The sequence below is a fragment of the Herbaspirillum autotrophicum genome (genome assembly GCF_001189915.1).
GTDB classification, from domain to species: Bacteria; Pseudomonadota; Gammaproteobacteria; order Burkholderiales; family Burkholderiaceae_D; genus Herbaspirillum; species Herbaspirillum autotrophicum.
In genome coordinates this window covers 150,953-168,482 of the sequence record NZ_LFLS01000006.1, presented here as the reverse complement: position 1 = coordinate 168,482, position 17,530 = coordinate 150,953, and the positions used below count along the sequence as shown (strand labels likewise).

18 protein-coding genes are annotated in these 17,530 nt (G+C 58.9%); 3 read left to right on the top strand and 15 right to left on the bottom strand.

What is annotated here, in order from left to right; all coding sequences use genetic code 11:
* Nucleotides 1-95: 95 nt before the first annotated feature.
* The 7 genes from AKL27_RS07085 to AKL27_RS07055 form a co-directional block, all read right to left on the bottom strand.
* Nucleotides 96-797, bottom strand: coding sequence for a response regulator transcription factor (locus AKL27_RS07085; RefSeq protein WP_050462088.1), 702 nt, complete (start codon nt 795-797; stop codon nt 96-98).
* Between the two features lie 99 nt (nt 798-896).
* On the bottom strand, nt 897-1,742 hold the full coding sequence (locus AKL27_RS07080) for a response regulator (RefSeq protein WP_083438913.1): 846 nt from the start codon (nt 1,740-1,742) through the stop codon (nt 897-899).
* Nucleotides 1,743-1,830: 88 nt separating this feature from the next.
* On the bottom strand, nt 1,831-3,033 hold the full coding sequence (locus tag AKL27_RS07075) for a hypothetical protein (protein ID WP_157056826.1): 1,203 nt from the start codon (nt 3,031-3,033) through the stop codon (nt 1,831-1,833).
* A gap of 67 nt (nt 3,034-3,100) precedes the next feature.
* Nucleotides 3,101-4,321: a hypothetical protein gene (locus AKL27_RS07070; RefSeq protein WP_157056825.1), complete on the bottom strand. Its 1,221-nt coding sequence runs from the start codon at nt 4,319-4,321 to the stop codon at nt 3,101-3,103.
* Between the two features lie 61 nt (nt 4,322-4,382).
* Nucleotides 4,383-6,896, bottom strand: a complete 2,514-nt coding sequence (locus AKL27_RS07065; protein ID WP_050462084.1) for a TcfC E-set like domain-containing protein — start codon at nt 6,894-6,896, stop codon at nt 4,383-4,385.
* Between the two features lie 59 nt (nt 6,897-6,955).
* Nucleotides 6,956-7,561 carry a CS1 type fimbrial major subunit gene (locus AKL27_RS07060; RefSeq protein ID WP_083438912.1) on the bottom strand — a complete coding sequence of 202 codons (606 nt, stop codon included), beginning with the start codon at nt 7,559-7,561 and terminating at the stop codon, nt 6,956-6,958.
* Nucleotides 7,500-8,195 carry a fimbrial biogenesis chaperone gene (locus AKL27_RS07055; protein ID WP_232310925.1) on the bottom strand — a complete coding sequence of 232 codons (696 nt, stop codon included), beginning with the start codon at nt 8,193-8,195 and terminating at the stop codon, nt 7,500-7,502. Before AKL27_RS07055 ends, AKL27_RS07060 begins: the two co-directional genes overlap by 62 nt.
* Before the next feature lie 465 nt (nt 8,196-8,660).
* Between AKL27_RS07055 and AKL27_RS07050 the strand changes: the two genes are divergently transcribed.
* The gene (locus AKL27_RS07050) at nt 8,661-9,158 is read left to right on the top strand and encodes a hypothetical protein (RefSeq protein ID WP_050462081.1); all 498 of its coding nucleotides are present in this window, start codon (nt 8,661-8,663) and stop codon (nt 9,156-9,158) included.
* Nucleotides 9,159-9,199: 41 nt separating this feature from the next.
* Here AKL27_RS07050 and AKL27_RS28375 read toward each other — a convergent pair whose 3' ends face one another.
* Both AKL27_RS28375 and AKL27_RS07040 read right to left on the bottom strand, forming a co-directional pair.
* Complete coding sequence (locus AKL27_RS28375) at nt 9,200-9,529, bottom strand: hypothetical protein (protein ID WP_232310924.1); 330 nt, start codon at nt 9,527-9,529, stop codon at nt 9,200-9,202.
* A gap of 34 nt (nt 9,530-9,563) precedes the next feature.
* Nucleotides 9,564-9,824 (bottom strand): hypothetical protein, encoded by a 261-nt coding sequence (locus tag AKL27_RS07040; protein WP_050462079.1) that lies wholly within the window; start codon nt 9,822-9,824, stop codon nt 9,564-9,566.
* A 280-nt stretch (nt 9,825-10,104) separates the two neighbouring features.
* On the opposite strand from AKL27_RS07040, the gene AKL27_RS07035 reads away from it, so the two are divergent.
* Nucleotides 10,105-10,302: a hypothetical protein gene (locus AKL27_RS07035; RefSeq protein WP_050462136.1), complete on the top strand. Its 198-nt coding sequence runs from the start codon at nt 10,105-10,107 to the stop codon at nt 10,300-10,302.
* Nucleotides 10,303-10,633: 331 nt separating this feature from the next.
* Nucleotides 10,634-11,485: an alpha/beta fold hydrolase gene (locus AKL27_RS07030; protein ID WP_050462078.1), complete on the top strand. Its 852-nt coding sequence runs from the start codon at nt 10,634-10,636 to the stop codon at nt 11,483-11,485.
* A gap of 33 nt (nt 11,486-11,518) precedes the next feature.
* Here the strand turns inward: AKL27_RS07030 and AKL27_RS07025 are convergent, their stop codons facing one another.
* From AKL27_RS07025 to AKL27_RS07000, 6 genes are read right to left on the bottom strand one after another with little or no spacing between them, the layout of a single operon-like run.
* Nucleotides 11,519-12,997 (bottom strand): cobyric acid synthase, encoded by a 1,479-nt coding sequence (locus tag AKL27_RS07025; protein WP_232310923.1) that lies wholly within the window; start codon nt 12,995-12,997, stop codon nt 11,519-11,521.
* On the bottom strand, nt 12,994-14,013 hold the full coding sequence (gene cobD / locus AKL27_RS07020; protein WP_050462077.1) for a threonine-phosphate decarboxylase CobD: 1,020 nt from the start codon (nt 14,011-14,013) through the stop codon (nt 12,994-12,996). Before cobD ends, AKL27_RS07025 begins: the two co-directional genes overlap by 4 nt.
* A gap of 12 nt (nt 14,014-14,025) precedes the next feature.
* The gene (gene cbiB, locus AKL27_RS07015; protein WP_050462076.1) at nt 14,026-14,970 is read right to left on the bottom strand and encodes an adenosylcobinamide-phosphate synthase CbiB; all 945 of its coding nucleotides are present in this window, start codon (nt 14,968-14,970) and stop codon (nt 14,026-14,028) included.
* A complete protein-coding gene (gene cobU, locus AKL27_RS07010) occupies nt 14,967-15,557 on the bottom strand; it encodes a bifunctional adenosylcobinamide kinase/adenosylcobinamide-phosphate guanylyltransferase (protein ID WP_232310922.1) in 591 nt (196 codons plus the stop codon). Before cobU ends, cbiB begins: the two co-directional genes overlap by 4 nt.
* The gene (gene bluB, locus AKL27_RS07005) at nt 15,550-16,212 is read right to left on the bottom strand and encodes a 5,6-dimethylbenzimidazole synthase (protein WP_050462075.1); all 663 of its coding nucleotides are present in this window, start codon (nt 16,210-16,212) and stop codon (nt 15,550-15,552) included. Before bluB ends, cobU begins: the two co-directional genes overlap by 8 nt.
* A complete protein-coding gene (locus AKL27_RS07000) occupies nt 16,209-17,522 on the bottom strand; it encodes a cobyrinate a,c-diamide synthase (protein WP_050462074.1) in 1,314 nt (437 codons plus the stop codon). Before AKL27_RS07000 ends, bluB begins: the two co-directional genes overlap by 4 nt.
* Between the last annotated feature and the right edge of the window lie 8 nt (nt 17,523-17,530).

Below are 17,530 nucleotides of genomic sequence, written 5' to 3'. Positions count from 1 at the left end.
ACGCCGCCGGGGGACTGCCGCCACCCGCAGGCGGGCGAAGCAGAGCAGCCAGTCAGGTCTGCTGCGCTGGCGGCACAGCATCTGACAGCAGACGGTCAGGACAATCGTTCGAGCTGTTCACGCAACTTGAAAAAATCGCTGTCGTTGCGAATTCCCAGCTTCTTGAATGCAAAGCTTTTTTGGGTGCTGATCGTTTTTGGGCTGCGCATGAATTTCCCTGCAATTTCAGTCACCGTCATGCCTGCCAGAAAACAGCGCACCACTTCTTTTTCTCTCGGTGTCAACAATACACCACGCAAGACCAGATCGTCGGCTTCCGCGTTGCCGGCCGTTTCGGCGATATCGGTTTGCCGCAGCGAAGTCATGCCCAGCATCGACTTGGTCATCAGCGGCGACACATAAATTTCACCCGCCGCCACCAGACGAATAGCCTTGACCAGGTCCGTCAGATCCTGCGTTTTGGCGATGAATCCATGACCGCCGGCACGCATCACCAGTGATACCGTACTTGGATTGCAATGCCCCGATGCCACCAGGATACGGCTGCCCGCGTATTGCGAACGCAAGGCGCGGATCAGATTGAGCCCGTCGACTTCTTTCGGCCCGAGAGCATAATCGACGACCAGAACATCGGCCGAAATATGTCGCAAACCGGCAAACAGTTCTTCACTGCTACGGTACATGCCAACGACCAGAAAATCTATTTCGCGGGCCAGAATGCTGGCGAATCCGTGCAGCGCGACATCATGATCATCGAGCAAAGCGACATGAATCGGCTTATTGGCGGGGTTGGGCATTTCTATCGTCTTTCAATGAACCGGCAGACTGCCGGATTGGTAAAAGGGAAGCAGATAATTGGCGACGCTCATCCGCAGGCAGCAGATTCAGGGCCGGCTTCAGCCCATCATTGAGGACGCGGCCAGCAGGCGCACGTCGAGACTGTCGACCACTTCATTGACGGCATCAACGGCATCCTGCACGATGTGCCATTCGATGCTGTCGAGTCGCAGAGCCGATTCCAGCGAATGCGCCAGTTCTGCAGCCTCCTGAGCACCGAACATGGGAGCGGCGCCTCTGATACGATGGCTCAGGTGTTTCAACAGCAGAATATCCCGGTCGGTACACGCCAGTCGCATGCGCATGGCATCCATGCGCATGGAGCGAAAGAAAAGATCATACAGTGCAGCGCCCTTGAGTGGTTCCTGCACCACGGGCGCAATTGCCGGATCTTCATGCGGCAACCATGCCGCCAGCAATTTTTTCAGTTCCTGCAAACGCAATGGCTTTTCGAGTATGCCATCCATTCCGCTCTCAAAACATTTTTCCTGATGCAAGGCATCGGTGGCCGCAGAAATCGCGATGATCGGAATCTGTTGCGCGGCATCCGCATGCCGGTCACGAATTGCCCGTGCCGTTGCGTAACCGTCCATATCCGGCATGTAGCAATCCATCAGTATCAACGCCACCGGTTGTTGCGGCAACAACGCCAGTGCCGCCGCCCCGCTGTCTGCCATCAACGCGTTCCGGCCAAGTACCTGCAATTGCCGCTCGATGGTAAAGCGGTTGGCAACCTGATCATCGACCACCATGATGGTTGAGGGCAATCCTGTCCGTGGTCTGGTGGCCGGCGGTGCAGACGGTTGCGCACGCGCTTGCTGCGTTATCCTGCCATCTCTTCGGTAGCTGCCGCGACGCTCACCGAGGCGAAGCAAGGTCGCGGCAATACGGTCACGCCATTTCATCGGCTATCCTCTCTTCCTGAAAAAATACGCTATGCCCGCCACTTGTTCCGGACTCCCCGCCACCGCACGGACTATCGGCTCTCAGCCTTTACAAGTCGGCATCAAATATGATGTTGAACTGCGAATGGTAAAGGCCGCCACGGAACCTGAGCATCTGTTCGACCCGATCCGGGGTAACGCGCAAATGCAAAAACGATCTCTGCCGGTACAAATAGTGACGCGGCTGCAATGTCTCTGGCGGCCGCGCCCCCGGACGCAGCGGCAGTATCGTCACCGGCATGTTTCTGACTTCGCTGCCATCGGCCTTGGTAACGAATGGCAAGGTCATCGCGATATCCATGACGACTGTTGCGAGGGCTTTCTCATTTCTAAGTACGCAACGCCCGTGACAAAAATCATCGGCACCCTCAATATAGACCCGGAACGGCGCCGAACTTGTCAGATAAAACGGCATGTCGTATCTGAGGCCGGGTACGCTGGCAGAATTTTCGATTTTCCAGCGATCCCAGCCACCTGCCGGCGACAGAACCACTCTGCTGAATTTGGCGTCCACTGCAATATCCGTGACCACCTTCAACACCAGATTGACGACGATTTTATTGTCGTTGAATTTGAAGTGTCGTCCGAAATCCAGTTCCTTGCCCGGACCGGTTGTATATTCAATCCGTGCGGTATATTCGCCGGCGAGCATCCGTTGCGGATCGGGTGTATGGATCTGATAAACCAGACTGAAGACGTCTGCGGCTTCGATCTCGGAGCCATTCATCGCATAGCGCTTGCACAGTGTGCCGTGCAGTATCCAGCAGGAATCCTGGTGCTTGAGATAACCCGAAAAAGTTTGACCAAAAATGCCGTGCAGTCTGCCATTGAGCAAGCGCGGGGCAAACGTCACCGGATAGGAAGCCCCGCTCGTCGTGTGCGTGACCATTACCTTCTTTGCGCCGGGAAACTGCAACTGTGCCGACGGCCCTTCTCTGGGCCTGATGCTGCGAGCCCTCACAGGAGGAGGATACCAAATCTGCTTCTGACCGCGCGGCGGATAAAGCGCAGCACGAAGCTGCGGCAACAATACCGACGATTCGCGCACATTACACAACGACGGCGCATCGGCACATAGTCCGGTGGCCTTCCCGGCGACAATGAACCGCCGTTCGGCACCGCCGGGCGGCATTTTGAACTCGGCGTTGATGGTCACCTCCACCGCTTCGACAGCAGCCCCTGCCAGCAGCAGCCAGCACAACATCACACCCGGCCACAACCAGCTCCCCGTTTTGCAACTTCTGATCATCACTCTCACAGCTCCTTGTTTGCATCATCATGAATATAACGACCGGCTTGCGATCGCGATGCATATGGATTCAAAAATCGGCATCGAACATCAATGTGACGTTGCCCACGAATTTGCCGCCATAGCGACGCATGTCTTTGGATTCCGGCCAATTGACATTGAAATGCACTTGCGACAGGCGCCGGGCCACGGCCCCCGTATCCGGTGCCAGCAACGGCGAGGCGTCGCGGTTATTGGACAACACCAGAAGACTGACATCAGCATCATCACGTTTCATGCCGGGCAGTGTTACGGCAATCTGCAGCGGTATATTCTTGTTGAAAAATGCATGACGTATCCCGCAACCATCGCCCATTGGAATGTCACATCCAGACAGATACACCTTGAACGGCCCCGAGGCACTCAGATAAAACGGCAGCTCGGCCTTCAGATAAGGTGGCGGCTGAGTTCCCCACTGCTGCCATCCGCCCGGCGGCAGCAACTCGACAGATGCCGATCCGGAGGCCAGTTGCACAGCCATTTCCTGCGTCACCGTCAGATTCACGTTAAAGACGAGTTCATTGGTGTTGTAGGTAAATCCGGCACCGAGATCAAGATCACCACCCTCGCCCACGGTATAGCGCAGGCTGCCGCGATAGACGCCGGCCGGCATATCGTGCGCTGCCGCTGCAACCATTTCATAACCAAGACTGATATTGGAAATACGCGTAATCGTGCGTTCCACTCTGGAAAACATGCGACATACCGGTTTTTCCGGCGCGAGCAGCCAGGCGAACTGATAAGAACGGGGGGTCGAGCCGCCGCGTGCGCCAAAGCTGCATTCCGGATCAAGCTGCCAGGAAGCGTTGTTGGGCGATTCTGGCATTTCCAGCGACATGCCGAACAATTTGGGAACAAACTTCAGCGTGCGCGACACGCCCAGTCCCGTATGCGTTATCTCGATCTCCATCGGGCCCGGCACCTTGAGCAGCAAATCACTGCCATCCGGACCCGGCTCCGTTCTGGCAACCATGTGCTTGGGACCGTCCGCCACGATACGCGTCATGACGGAGAACGGGAAATCCCCGCAGAAATACATCACGCTCCTGCATATGCCGGACACCGGCGTGGTATTGACGAATACCTGCCCGTCCCTGCCGGCCCCCCGCTTGAGCGAGGCGCTGATCTGGTGTTCGATCGCAGCCGCTGGTCCGGCCCAGACGAACAACAGCATGCAGCTGCGACAACAGGCCAGACCACCGTTTCGCACGCGCAGCATGGTCAGTTCAAACAGATACAGGAAAACGATCATCAGCAATATCCCTCCATTGTCATCCCGCCGTCAGAGGTCGCCGGCGCGTTTGCTGCGGCATTCACTGGAGGCCGGCACGGCCCGGCAATGTCACCGCCGCGATATTGGCGTCATGGCAGCGCACGTCTCCCAGCATCAGCATGTCGTCCTCTTTTCTGTGCGATCCCGGGTCGACCTTCAGACTGCACAGCACGATATCTCTGTTGCGCACTTCGATAGTCGGTGTGCGCGCACTCATTTCCAGAACGAAAACACCATCGGCTTCACTGACGCTGCGTCCGGCATGATTCACTACATGCAGGCCCTTGAGCGGCAGGCCCTCTGTATCAACAAGACGTCCCAGTACCGTCAGCGTTCTGGTAACGGTGATCTTGCGATATGCGACGCCGCCCTTGTTCAGGTGATACCCGCTGGCCGCCGGCGAAATGGCGATGGCCGTATCGGTATCGCGCGCCAGATCAAACTGCACCGTGCCCGGCTTGTAGGCTCCCACCGGCACGAAATTGCGCCCCTTCCGGAGCAGCGTACTGCCGCCGGCAGTGTCGTCGGCGCGCAAATCGAGTTCCGCCACATCGGATTCAATGTCGACGATCAGCCCGGCCGTGCCGCCCGGCAAATACTCTCCGCTGGCCGCCACGCCACCGCCACCGACGGCAACCGTACTGGTCAGGTTGAGGGCAGCAGTCGTGTCGCCATTGAATGACGAGCGCTGGGCATAGCCGTCACCACGCATGTAAGTATTCTGAAAGCCTGCGGCCGCATTGAGATTGAGTCCGTAACGATCCAGCAAGCCGCCGACCGACACCACGCGCAGCGCGTCCTCGTCGTGATGCCGGATATAGTTCAGCGCGGCGTACTGATCGCGGCCGCCATCGACCGCGTTACGCGCACCCATGCTGGCGGAAATACTGTCGCTGCCGCTGCCCAGACTCCAGTTGAGCGTCAGATCGAGTCCCCGGTTGCGCCGGTTCACCCCGTCGATGCTGTCAGCGCGTTGAAATACCGACAGCCGCCATTGGGCATCATTGTTGAACAGCTTGTGCCGGTGGCTGACGCCCAGATCCAGGCTGACACTATGGCTGGCGCCGCTGCTGTGATTGAAGCGGCCATCGGCCGAGGTCCTGCCGCCGAAGTTTCGCTGCAACGCCACCGACGAATTGGTGGTAACTCCCTGATAGCGCGCCACCGCGCTGGCTCGCGCGGAGCGATCCGGATTGCCGAGCCAGGCCCGGCTGTGGCTGAAGACCGCACTGCCGCTGTCAAACCTGAGAATGGTTTGCGCATCGATACCGGTGCCGAATTTTCCGGCCCGGTAGACATTGCCGTAGAAATTGACGCGTTCAGCCAGACTCCAGTCAACCGAAGATCCCAGCGACTGATGCGTTCCCAGGCGTTGCACCGACATACCCAGAATGACCCGTGGATGCAGCATGTAATTGGCGCCGATGCCGGCAAAAATCTTGCCCTCTTTTCCGTAGGACTGATTGTCAAGCAAGGTCCGCTGGCGTCCCAATACCACGTTGTAACGCCAGCGCTGCTCCGGGTTCCGCCAGTTGCTGGGTTTGTAAATCAGTTCTTCTTTGCGCGATGTCACGATGCCGTCTTCGATCACCCGCACCTCGACGTTATAAATCCCGCGCGGCAGCACCCGGGTATCGATCACCTGCAAGCCGGCCTTGACCGGCTGTGTGTTGATCAGACTGCCATTGCGGAATATTTCAACCATGCCCTGCCGGCTGGCGGTCACGTAGAGCGGATAGGTGCTGGCAGTGTCTTCATCTGCCATCAGGCTGTCGGAACTGCCGAGCATGGCCCCCAGAACGGTATAGGCACGTCCTCCGGGATTGCGCGGCTGGCGCAACATGCCTTCACCGCCGGGGGTAAAGAATCCGGCGCGCAAAAAATTGCCTTCCAGTTCACGCTCGGCATACAAATGCTGAACCGAGTGCCGTTTTTCGCGACCGGCCCTCTTTTCCACCAGCGCACCGAATGCGGTATTCCAGTATCCGAAACTGCCGCGCGCATCTACCGCATAGCGACCGGTAAACGTCTGACCTTCGCCGCCCAGCACATTGAGTTCATTACCGACAATGGCGCCATAACTGCCGCCTGGCGGCAAGCTCCGGTAACGCACTTCATTGTCGCTACGCTCAACCGCCGTCGTCAACACGGCGAGCACGGAGTTTTCCAGGCTATAGTGCAGCGCGACCAGCTCGCCGCCACACTTTTCGGTACAGTCGCCAAGTCTGGCGCCGGCCTGCAGCACGTCGGCCCATTTTTTTCTGCGTGCCGGGCTGATCCGGCTTCCGCTGACATCAGTAAACTCAATCAGATGGACGGTTTCATCACGGGAGACAAGTATTCTTGCCTCGCCGAGCAATTCGCCATCGAGTTCGATCAGCACGACGAGCGGCACATCGAAGAAGTGATCGCGAAATTCGGCAGGCAATCCTTCGGCCTGCGTCAATAAATTCAGGCTTGCGGAGGAAGCCTTCGCAGGCACCTGCTCTTGTCCGTGCGCGGTATCGGCAACAGACAAGGCCGCAGCAATAAAAAACGGGAATAGTTTTGACATCCGGTGTTGCAGGGCGTCCAGCGCCCTGCTGAATATGGCTTTATCGATTACGGAAAAAATCAGTTTGCTGCGGGATTGGTTTCAAACAGCAACGAGACAACACCTGAATAATTACCAAGAGCAAGTCCGCTTGGCGGATGCTCTCCGGGGGTGATGGAAAAGCCGAGACTGGCACCGTCTCCAGTCCTTGTGTCGTTGTGTAAAGCGACGGTCTGCGACTCCATTGACAGCATCTTGTCACCGACAGAGACATGCAGCGGAACGCTGGCAGTGCCATTGGTCAGAATCGCCAGGCCAACCAAACGGGCAGAAACATCGCCAATATTGCTGCGTACCCGGAGATGCCGGTTGGCGGCAACCAAGCGCCGGTTCTGAGTATCGAAAGCCAGTTTCACCGGAACGGTATGATCCCAGCCCAACGGCGATACCGAAAACTGCTCTGATGGCACATGCGCCTCCACATGCACCAGCATCGGAACCCGCTGACTCGTCTGCGCCGATACCGGATGCCACGCCAATGCCATACCGAGTGCAGCCAATGAAGATATTTTTTTCAAAAACATAATGCTTCCTTTAAACATATAAAAACAGTTAAGAACAGAACTACCCTGCAAACTCAAACGTCTTGTCGCGCTTTCCTTCATGCAATTTGAAGCGGTACTCATGCCCCGCTTCTTTTACAAACTCTCTGGTCCGGCCCGGCAGGACGTGATATTTCGAGGGGGTGCCGCAATCATTCCCGTCAACCTCGCAGGCATGGAAATCGGCCAGTACGACAGTGGCGTTACCGTTGTTGCGCACAATGATTTTCTGATCCTGCTCAACGACCTCGGTGTGATAGCTCGGACGTTTCGGCGCTACGAACAGCATCGCGCCGTATCCCATCAGCATCGTCACGCCGGCAGATACCGATTGCCGGTATTCGGCCGCATTTTCGGGACTGAATCCTTCTTTTTCTTCCGGTGCCACAGGCACGAAACGCACGCGGAAATAACGCTCCCTGTCGCGTTGACCGAGATACATCAGGCGTGCTGCCTGCATGCCGCCGGCCGGAATGATCAGACGGGCCGGACTTGCCACGAGCGTGGCTCCGGCCTGCTTCTGGCCGAGACTGATGGCGGCGGCGATTTTTTCTTGCGGCTCGCCGGTTTCGCCGAAGCTCACCTCGGTGATACTCACGCGGACAAAGGCGGTGCTATCGCCGGAATTGCGGATGCGTTTGAGCAAGGTGCTGCGGTCGTCCTCCAGATAGTCATACATGGCACCGATATGAATGCTCGGCGCCGCAACTGCAGCCATGCTCAACATCCCTGCCCCCCACAAAACCAGGCTTCGAATCATCACTCTTCCCCTATTCATTACTGTGCTTGCCGTGCGGCATGTCACCCCGGAAACTCATCCGCGAAAGTCATCTCTTTTCGTTGAGAGCACCTCGCATACTGTCCCGTCATCATAGTGACAGCGACCTGCGAACGAAATCAGCAAAGGCTGAAATTGAAATAGGAATTGGATTATTTTTGGGAGGCAACCGGCACCGGTTTGCAACGATCCGATGCTCTGGCACGCGCGCATCCGGCTGGCCGCGGCAACCGCACGGTGACGCCCGGAAACCGCTGCCATCCGCAACGGACCGCGGCAAGCGGCAGCCAGCAATGCATGCAGAAAATGTCAGGGAGGAATTTTTGCGGCAGAAACGGCAGGCGTCAGCGCGCAGCGGGAGCGATATTCATCTATGATAGCGAGCCTTGCATCAGGAACTCATCCATGTCCGACCAGAATACCCTCGACAGCGAATCGCCGGAAATCCCGGAAACCATCAATGAACCGCGCCTGTGGCGCGACGACGGCTGGACTGCCCGGGTAATCAACAATGATGACGATGACGGCTGGGCGGTCGAAATGACCCGCGAAGGCGAGCCCGAACCGACCCTGACCGGCCCCTGGACCATGGGGCGCGACAAGAAGAATCCGAAACCGCTGGATCGCTCGGCGTTCAACACGCTGGTCAAGACCGCTTCGGAATTCCGTCGCCGGCATGAACAACAATTACATGCGCAATTGCACAAGAGCGTGGAAGTCGGCACCAGTGGCATCCGGGTAACGCTGGATATTGTGCCGGATGATGATTTTCCCTATGCCGATCTGGCCGCGCATGATAATGACGGCGAGTTGCTGGCAAAGGTACAGGTGGCGGCGAACTTCAGATTGACCGAGGCCACTGCTGCAGCCTGGATAGAAAACGATTACCGCAAGCCGGCGTGAGGGCGGGCCTGCGGTGAACAGGTACTGAGAACCGCTGACACTTACAGGCGGTAGATCTTTTCTCCGGTCTGGACAATTTTGAATTTGGCGTCGGACAAGGGGTCAAGCGAACGTCCGTCGGCCAGTTTATAGGTTCTGGAGCCGGCTGGCGCATTGACATCGGCATCGGTCAGCCGTGTTTCATACACCTCAACATGGTAAGGCGCTCCGGTCTTGCCTTTTGCATCAAATTTCTCTACCAGATCCATATCAGTCTCCTTTGTTTGAAATGCGTGCGGATCAACGATACCAGATTTACATTTGCATCGCATGGAGATTTCAGCGCGGATCGGGCTTCGGACAGAGAATGGCGCCGTCATGCCGGCAAACATGCCAGCACATCAACATTGCCGTTTTGCAAAAACATCAGGCCGGATAGCGGGTACTTGCCATCAGTGTGCGGTACTCAACGATACTCAATGGCTGCACCGGTCCGCCGATATCGGCGTGGCACAAGGCCGCTCTGGCCTGCCGGCCGGGTTCGTCGATCAACAACAGGGCGTTGGTGCCGGCGCTGCCGGTCAGATGATATTCGGTCCACTCGCCATCCGGATGCGTGACCCGCATGAAGGCCTGCGAGGCGCGATCATTGCCACCCAAATGAATACGTATCTGTGCACTGGGCATCTTGAGTTCCCTGCTGGAAAATTGATCGAAAATCCAGGCCGCAGCCTACGGCCGTGAACGCGATCCGCATTGCGGGTGCGCCGCTCGGATCCGAGATCAATTCTGTTTTTTGTGACCGCAAAAAAACATCGCAATTCAGCGAGTTTTTAATGAAATATTATTGAGCTTCGCGCACTGATCCGCGCGCCTGACCTGCTGCGCACGGGCAGCAATCTACATGGCGCCAGACAAACGGCCGCAAATCGTGGCAAAGTACAGGCTTGAACAAAAAGGAATGACGATGGCAAAGAAAGAAAAGCTGGATCCCGAAACACAGGCGTTGATTGAATGGTGCACTGAAGTGGAGAAATTCCTGGTTGCCGGCGGCGCAACGCTGGATCAGGCGCAAGAACATATTGAAGAAGAAGTCGAATGGTTTACCGACATGTTCTACGACGGGCTGACACCGGAACAAGCCGCCAGTGCGGCATTGAACTGAATTGACATACGCCGCCGGCCGCCGCCGGCGCGCACTCCTGTAACGGTTGCAACGGCCGTTATGCCATTTTGCGGCAGCACCTGAGCGCACCCTCGTCCTGCTCTGCAACATCGCTCCCACCGCGTTTTATTGCATCTTCATAGTGATCTGATATGTTTCCTTCGGGAAATATTTATGCTATTTTTTCACGTCACTGTTCTACGGATTTATCCAGGCTTGACGGCTTCACGTATCCACCCGTCCGGTCATTACCGGAGCACTGCCGGATTACCGGTTCACCTGCCTGCCGGCGTCTGTTACTTCGCCATCGCCATCATAAGGATACCGATTCATGCCAATTTCTATCGTAGACAACCAGCCGCTTCACTATCTCGATGAAGGACAGGGTTTTCCCATTGTGCTGGCGCATTGCTATCTGTGGCACAGCGGCATGTGGCGTCCGCAGATCGAAGCCCTGTCGCAGCATTACCGGGTCATCGCGCCCGATCTGTGGGGTCATGGCGGCTCCGGGTCGCTGCCGCCAGCCACCACCGATCTGCAAAGCCTGGCCCGCAACATGCTGCAATTGCTGGATAACCTCGGTATCGGCTCGTTCTCGATGGTGGGCCATTCGATCGGTGCCTTATGGGGTACCGAGCTGACGCTGCTGGTACCGGCCCGGGTCAAGACGCTGGTGATCATGGATGCCTGTCTCGGGGTCGAACCTGTCGGTTCCCGTGCCCGTTACTGGTCCTTGCTGGACCAGATCGAAACCGCCGGGAAATTTCCCGAACCGCTGCTGGAAGCAATCGTGCCTCTGTTTTTCAATCCTTATGACGACATCGCCTCGCCGCTGCGTACCGAACTGCATGATGCGCTCGCCACCACGCCAGCCGAACGGGTACTCCAAAGCATCGTGCCGCTCGGGCGCATGATGTTCGATCGCAAGGATGTCGGTGAACGTCTGCGCCTGCTCAATCGCAAACGTACTTTGTTTCTGACGGGCGTGGCAGATATTCCCAGACCCCCCACCGATTTGCAGGAACTGGCAGACAAGATCGGCTGCCCGTTTGTTTCCATTCCCAATGCCGGCCATCTCAGCACGCTCGAAAATCCCGACTTCGTCAATCAGGCATTACTGGAATTTCTGGCGCCGCCGCGTACCAATTATCTGAACTTCATCCAACGCCTGATACACGCCTGAAAACAGCGGACAAGGCGACATCCCCCCACCCTTTCATTTGCCGGACAACAGCCGTTGATACAGCGGCAAGGCAGCATCGGCGATGCGCTCCAGACTGTCTTCCCGCAACTGTCCGAGATCGACCGTCAGCTCACTGTGCAGACCAGCCCAGCGCAACAGCGCGGAAAATGCTTGCGGCGCGTCGAACATGCCATGCAGATAGCTGCCCAATATCTGACCGTCCTCCGACACTGCGCCTTCATTGCGCAGGCCGTCGCCGGCGTCCACTGTCATCAGTTGAAACGCCGCACGCCTGAAAGCATTGCCGTGTGATTTGCCCATATGGATTTCATAGGCACTGACCGCGGCTGCGGTGTCATCGACCAGACAATGTCCGCGCACTTGCAACAAGGTTTTGTCGACGGTCAATTCGGTGCTCATATCCAGCAAACCGAGGCCGGCCGTATCGCCGGCAACACCCTCTACACCGTGCGGATCGCTGACGCTGTGACCCAGCATTTGAAAACCGCCGCAAATGCCAATCACCTTGCCGCCGTAGCGCAAGTGTTTGCGCAGCGCCGCCGGCCATCCCTGTTGCTGCAGCCAGGCCAGATCATTACGGGTATTTTTGCTGCCCGGCAAAACGATCAGATCCGCAGCCGGAATCGGCTGGCCCGGACCGATGAAACGCAAATCAACTTCGGGATGCGCGCGCAAGGCATCAAAGTCAGTGTGATTGCTGATGCGCGGCAGCACCGGCACCACTACCCGAAAACTACCGCTGGCGCTCTGCCCTTGCTGGATCGCATCTTCCGCATCCAGATGCAAGCCCTGCAGATACGGCAGCACTGCCAGCACCGGTTTGCCGGTACGCTGCTCCAGCCAGTCCAGCCCTGGTTGCAGCAGGCTGATATCGCCGCGAAACCGATTGATGACAAAACCGATGATGCGTGCCCGCTCGCTCTCGGACAAACAATCCAGGGTGCCGATCAGATGCGCAAAGACACCGCCGCGATCAATATCGGCCACCAGAATCACCGGACAATCGACCGCTTCGGCAAAGCCCATGTTGGCGATGTCACGCGCACGCAGATTGATTTCGGCCGGGCTGCCGGCCCCTTCCACCAACACCGTCTGATACTGTGCACGCAGGCGGCGGTATGACTCCAGCACCGCCGCCATGGCCGTGGTCTTGTACTGGTGATAATCGCGCGCATTCATGTCGGCCCGCACTTTGCCGTGAATGATCACTTGCGCGCCGGTATCGCTGGAGGGCTTGAGCAAGACCGGATTCATGTCGGTATGCGCAGCGATGCCGGCCGCCACCGCTTGCAATGCCTGCGCGCGGCCGATCTCGCCACCGTCAATCGTCACCGCACTGTTGAGCGCCATGTTTTGCGGCTTGAATGGAGCGACGGCTACGCCATGGCGGCGCAGCAGACGGCACAGGGCCGCCACCACCGTACTCTTGCCGGCGTCGGAAGTGGTGCCTTGCACCATCAGCGTATGGTGCGGGAAATCCGGCAAACTCATGATGCGGTTCCTGCGCTGGCAGACCAGCCGTGCAATGCGCGCTCCAGCCGTTGCCAGCCGGTTTCATGCGGCGGCAGACCAAGCCGTATGCCGCCCGCCCCGCGTGTAAACAAGCGCACCCAGATGCCTTGCTGCGCCATGTAGTCATGCCACGCGCCGGCATTCGCTTGCGGCCACCACTGATACAAGGCACTGCCGCCGGAGACGATGCCGCAGCTTGCCAGCAATTGCCGGAGGCGACTGCCATCGACCAGCAAACGTTCGCGCGTGGCCTGCTGCCAGGCGCTGTCACGCAAGGCCGTCAAACCGATTTCCTGCGCCGGCCCGCTGACCGCCCAGGGACCGAGCCAGTCACGCAAGTCGTCGAGCAGTATCCGATTGGCGGCAACAAATCCGAGACGCAAACCGGCCAGGCCGAAAAATTTCCCGACCGAGCGCAACACGATCAGGCCCGCCATCTCGGCATGTGCTGCTACGCTCTGCAACGGCAACGTATCGCCGAACGCTTCATCCACCACCAGCCAGCCGCCACGTGCTGCCAGCCGTGCGGCCCAGTCCAGCAAGACGCCGGGGGCGACGCCGGCGCCGGTGGGATTATTCGGATTGCAGACCACCATGACATCGCAGGTATCAATTGCCTGCGCCAGATGAGGATAGTCAATTTCCCGTACCGCGTGACCCGCCTGCTGCCAGCGATGGGCATGCTCGGCGTAAGCCGGTGCCGCCACCACCACCCGCGATAGTTTATCCGCTGCCTGCTGCCGTCGCAACTGCGGCAAAGCCTGAATCGCGGCTTGCGTGCCGGCCACTGCCAGCATGTCCGGTGCGCCGTAATAAGCGCATGCTGCGGCCACCAGTTCACTGCTGGTTTCCGGCAAGCGATGCCACACCAGCTGGTCCAGTATCGGCGACGGATACGGTTGCGGATTAATGCCGGTCGACAAGTCCAGCCATTGGCTCAGCGGTCGTCCGTAACGCTGCACGGCTTCGTGCAAATTGCCACCATGTTCCAACATCTGCGTTTTCCTTTAAGACTTCAGTATCCAGGCGATCACCAGCGTGACCACCAGCCACAGCACGGTGGTACGCATCACCAATTGCCAGGCGCGCACGATATCGGCCGCCTGCGGCGCGACACCGGCACCCAGCAGCGGCCGTTGTTCAAGTTCGCCGTGATAGGTAGCAGCGCCGCCCAGCGCCAGATTCAAGGCCCCGGCGCCGGCCGCCATTACCGGGCCGGCATTCGGACTGCTCCATTGCGGCGCCTGACGACGCCAGCAAGACCAGGCCTGACGCCAGTCACCCAGTACCGCATAGGACAGTGCGGTGAGACGCGCCGGCAGCCAGTTCAAGACATCGTCGATGCGCGCTGCGGCGCAACCGAATTGTTGATAACGCGGGGTGCGATAGCCCCACATGGCATCCAGCGTGTTCGACAAACGAAACAGCACGGCACCCGGTCCGCCTGCCAGCAAAAACCAGAACAAGGTACCGAACACGGCGTCGTTGCCGTTTTCCAGCAATGACTCCACGCCGGCCTTGGCCAGATCGGTTTCTTCTGCGGCACCGGTGTCACGACTGACGATGCGTGCCGTCAGTCGCCGCGCAGCCGGCAAGTCGCCCGCCGCCAGTGCCTGCGCAATCGGCAAGGCGTGCTCGCGCAAACTGCGCAAGCCGATGCAGAAATACAGCAGCAAGGCATGCACCGCTGCGGCACACCAGAATTGCACTGCGGCCAATTGCATCAGCAACCACCATGCCAGCGCGGTCAGTGGCAGTACCGCCAGCGCCCATGCCGCCAGCCCCCGCCAAAAACGCGCACGGCCACGATTGCAGCGGCGCTCGATGGCATTCGCCCAACGCCCGAATCCGACCAGCGGATGCCAGCGCCGCGCTTCCCCCAGCAACAGATCGAGCAGCACCCCGGCCAACATCAGCCAGGCCACGCTCATCAGGCTCATGACCTGCATCATCGCGGTTCCTTGAGCGTCAATGGCAAGCCGGCGGCAACCCATTGCACCCGGTCGCAGATTGCCGCCACCGCTTGATTCAGGCGTCCTGCTTCATCCACGAACCAGCGCGAGATTGCACCTTGCGGCACGATGCCCATGCCAACTTCGTTGGATACCAGAATCACCTCGCCGGGCGCCGCTTGCAAGGCCTGCAAGAATGCGGAACGCTGTTGCAGGAACAGCGCCGGTGCAACAATCTTGCCGATTTCCGGATAATCATGCTGCCCGGCAAACAGCAAATTGGATAACCAGACCGTCAGGCAATCCACCAGCACCAGATTGTCTGGCCTGCTATGCGCCGTCAGCGCGGCAGCGAGCGACAGTTGCTCTTCCACCGTATGCCATGTGGCCGGACGTTGTTGCCGGTGCAAGGCGATCCGCGCCGCCATTTCTTCATCACCAACCGCAGCCGTGGCGATATACGTCACCGGCTTGCCGCTGGCGCTGGCCAATTGTTCGGCATGCCGGCTCTTGCCCGAACGCGCACCGCCGAAAATCAAGGTGCGCTTGCCATCACGCACATCCATGCCTGATGCCGATTCATGCATCGTGCTGCTCCCTCGTATTTCCCCACGTATTCTGAAATACCAGATCGTCCAGTGCCTGCCGCCCGGCCCAGCCCTCCTGCTCCAGCATCGGACGCGGATAAAATTCCCTGACCTGCCCCAGACAAATGATCGCCACCGGTTGCGCACCCGGCGGCATCTGCAACAAGGTCGCCAATGCCTCTGCATCGAACAGCGAGACCCAACCCATGCCGATGCCTTCAGCACGTGCCGCCAGCCACATGTTCTGAATCGCGCAGGCGACCGAGGCCAGATCCATCTGCGGCAAAGTGCGGCGCCCGAACACATGTTCTTCGCGCCGGTCCATCAAGGCCGCCACCAGCAATTCACCGCATTCGCGCACACCTTCGACCTTGAGTCGCATGAATTCATCCTCGCGTTGCTGCAAAGCCTGCGCCGTCAATATCCGTTCCTGCTCCACCAGCGCATGCATGGCCGTGCGCAGGGCCGGATCACTGATGCGCAAGAATCGCCATGGCTGCATGAAGCCGACGCTCGGCGCCAGATGCGCCGCCTGCAGCAGCCGCGTCATCAACGCCGGCGCCAGTGCATCCGGCAAGAAATGGCGGATATCACGCCGCTCACCGATGACTTTGTAGATACTGGCAATGTCGGCAGCGCTGTAGGCATGGTTCATGGACGGCTGCTCCCGGTAAATAATGCTGCGGCAGCCAACGGCGCCGATCCGAAATACGCATGCAGATAAGTCGCGGTTACGCCATCTTGTTGCCATACCCGTTCGCCTTCCGAGGTATTGAACAGGCGTTCGCCATGCGCAACCGGCGGCAATGGCGTGACCGTCAGCGAATGATGAAAGGTGTGACAACGCAATACGCCGTCACGCCATGTCAGCGCTTGATAACCCAGCCCTTGCAAGCGCGGCGACATGCTGGCGCGGCCCGGCAGAATGCCTGTCATGCGCCCCGACTGGCCGTGCTTGTCAGTCAGTTCGTCGAGCAGATACAGCAGGCCGCCGCATTCCGCGTACAGCGTTTTACCCGCCGCCACGTGGTCACGCAAGGATTGCCGCATGGCATGGTTTTCCTGCAATGCGGGCAAATGCAATTCCGGGTAACCACCCGGCAGGTACACACTGTCGGTGACCGGCAATGCCGCATCATGCAATGGTGAAAAGAAGGACAGTTGCGCCCCCATGCCACGCAACACATCGAGATTGGCCGGATACGCAAACGAAAATGCCGCATCGCGGGCCACGGCAATCCGCACCCCGCGCAGTTCGGTTCCGGTCACCGCAGGGGACGCTCCGGTCACGCGGTCGAAATCGCATGGCGGCGGCAAGTCAACCAGCGCGGTCGCGCCAAGCAAGTCGGCCACTGCGACCAGACGCGTATCCAGATCCGCCACTTCGGCGGCCGGCACCAATCCCAGATGGCGCTCCGGCAAACTGAATTGCTGACGCCGCGGCAAGCTGCCAAGCCAGGCGATTGCGGCCGGCAACCCCTGCTGCAACATTTCTTCATGGCGGGCACTGGCAACGCCATTTGCCAACACGCCGGCAACGCGCAATCCCGGCCGATAATTCGCCAGCCCGCAGGCCAGCGCGCCCAGCGTTTGCGCCATGCCGGCCACATCGACTACCGCCAGCACCGGCACCCCCAGCAACTGCGCCAGATCGGCACTGCAGGGAGTACCGTCGAACAAGCCCATGACGCCTTCGATCAGGATCAGATCAGCTTCTTGCGCCGCGTCATACACCAGTTGCCGGCACGCATCGGCGCCGGCCAGCCACAAGTCGAGCTGATACACCGGATGGCCGCTGGCGCGTTCCAGAATGGTGGGATCGATAAAGTCCGGGCCGCACTTGAATACCCGCACATGCCGTCCCTGACGCCGGTGCCACAACGCCAGCGCTGCGGTCACGGTGGTCTTGCCGTGATTGGACGCAGGCGCGCTGATGAACCACGCCGGACAACTGCGCCGGCTCATCTGCCGTG

Bases quoted from the DNA above. Each gene is read 5' to 3' on its own strand.
- AKL27_RS07085 (WP_050462088.1), bottom strand. From the start codon at position 797: ATGCCCAACCCCGCCAATAAGCCGATTCATGTCGCTTTGCTCGATGAT.
- AKL27_RS07080 (WP_083438913.1), bottom strand. From the start codon at position 1,742: ATGAAATGGCGTGACCGTATTGCCGCGACCTTGCTTCGCCTCGGTGAG.
- AKL27_RS07070 (WP_157056825.1), bottom strand. From the start codon at position 4,321: ATGATCGTTTTCCTGTATCTGTTTGAACTGACCATGCTGCGCGTGCGA.
- AKL27_RS07065 (WP_050462084.1), bottom strand. From the start codon at position 6,896: ATGTCAAAACTATTCCCGTTTTTTATTGCTGCGGCCTTGTCTGTTGCC.
- AKL27_RS07060 (WP_083438912.1), bottom strand. From the start codon at position 7,561: ATGAGTACCGCTTCAAATTGCATGAAGGAAAGCGCGACAAGACGTTTG.
- AKL27_RS07055 (WP_232310925.1), bottom strand. From the start codon at position 8,195: ATGGCTGCAGTTGCGGCGCCGAGCATTCATATCGGTGCCATGTATGAC.
- AKL27_RS07050 (WP_050462081.1), top strand. From the start codon at position 8,661: ATGTCCGACCAGAATACCCTCGACAGCGAATCGCCGGAAATCCCGGAA.
- AKL27_RS28375 (WP_232310924.1), bottom strand. From the start codon at position 9,529: ATGTTTGCCGGCATGACGGCGCCATTCTCTGTCCGAAGCCCGATCCGC.
- AKL27_RS07040 (WP_050462079.1), bottom strand. From the start codon at position 9,824: ATGCCCAGTGCACAGATACGTATTCATTTGGGTGGCAATGATCGCGCC.
- AKL27_RS07035 (WP_050462136.1), top strand. From the start codon at position 10,105: ATGGCAAAGAAAGAAAAGCTGGATCCCGAAACACAGGCGTTGATTGAA.
- AKL27_RS07030 (WP_050462078.1), top strand. From the start codon at position 10,634: ATGCCAATTTCTATCGTAGACAACCAGCCGCTTCACTATCTCGATGAA.
- AKL27_RS07025 (WP_232310923.1), bottom strand. From the start codon at position 12,997: ATGAGTTTGCCGGATTTCCCGCACCATACGCTGATGGTGCAAGGCACC.
- cobD (WP_050462077.1), bottom strand. From the start codon at position 14,013: ATGTTGGAACATGGTGGCAATTTGCACGAAGCCGTGCAGCGTTACGGA.
- cbiB (WP_050462076.1), bottom strand. From the start codon at position 14,970: ATGATGCAGGTCATGAGCCTGATGAGCGTGGCCTGGCTGATGTTGGCC.
- cobU (WP_232310922.1), bottom strand. From the start codon at position 15,557: ATGCATGAATCGGCATCAGGCATGGATGTGCGTGATGGCAAGCGCACC.
- bluB (WP_050462075.1), bottom strand. From the start codon at position 16,212: ATGAACCATGCCTACAGCGCTGCCGACATTGCCAGTATCTACAAAGTC.
- AKL27_RS07000 (WP_050462074.1), bottom strand. From the start codon at position 17,522: ATGAGCCGGCGCAGTTGTCCGGCGTGGTTCATCAGCGCGCCTGCGTCC.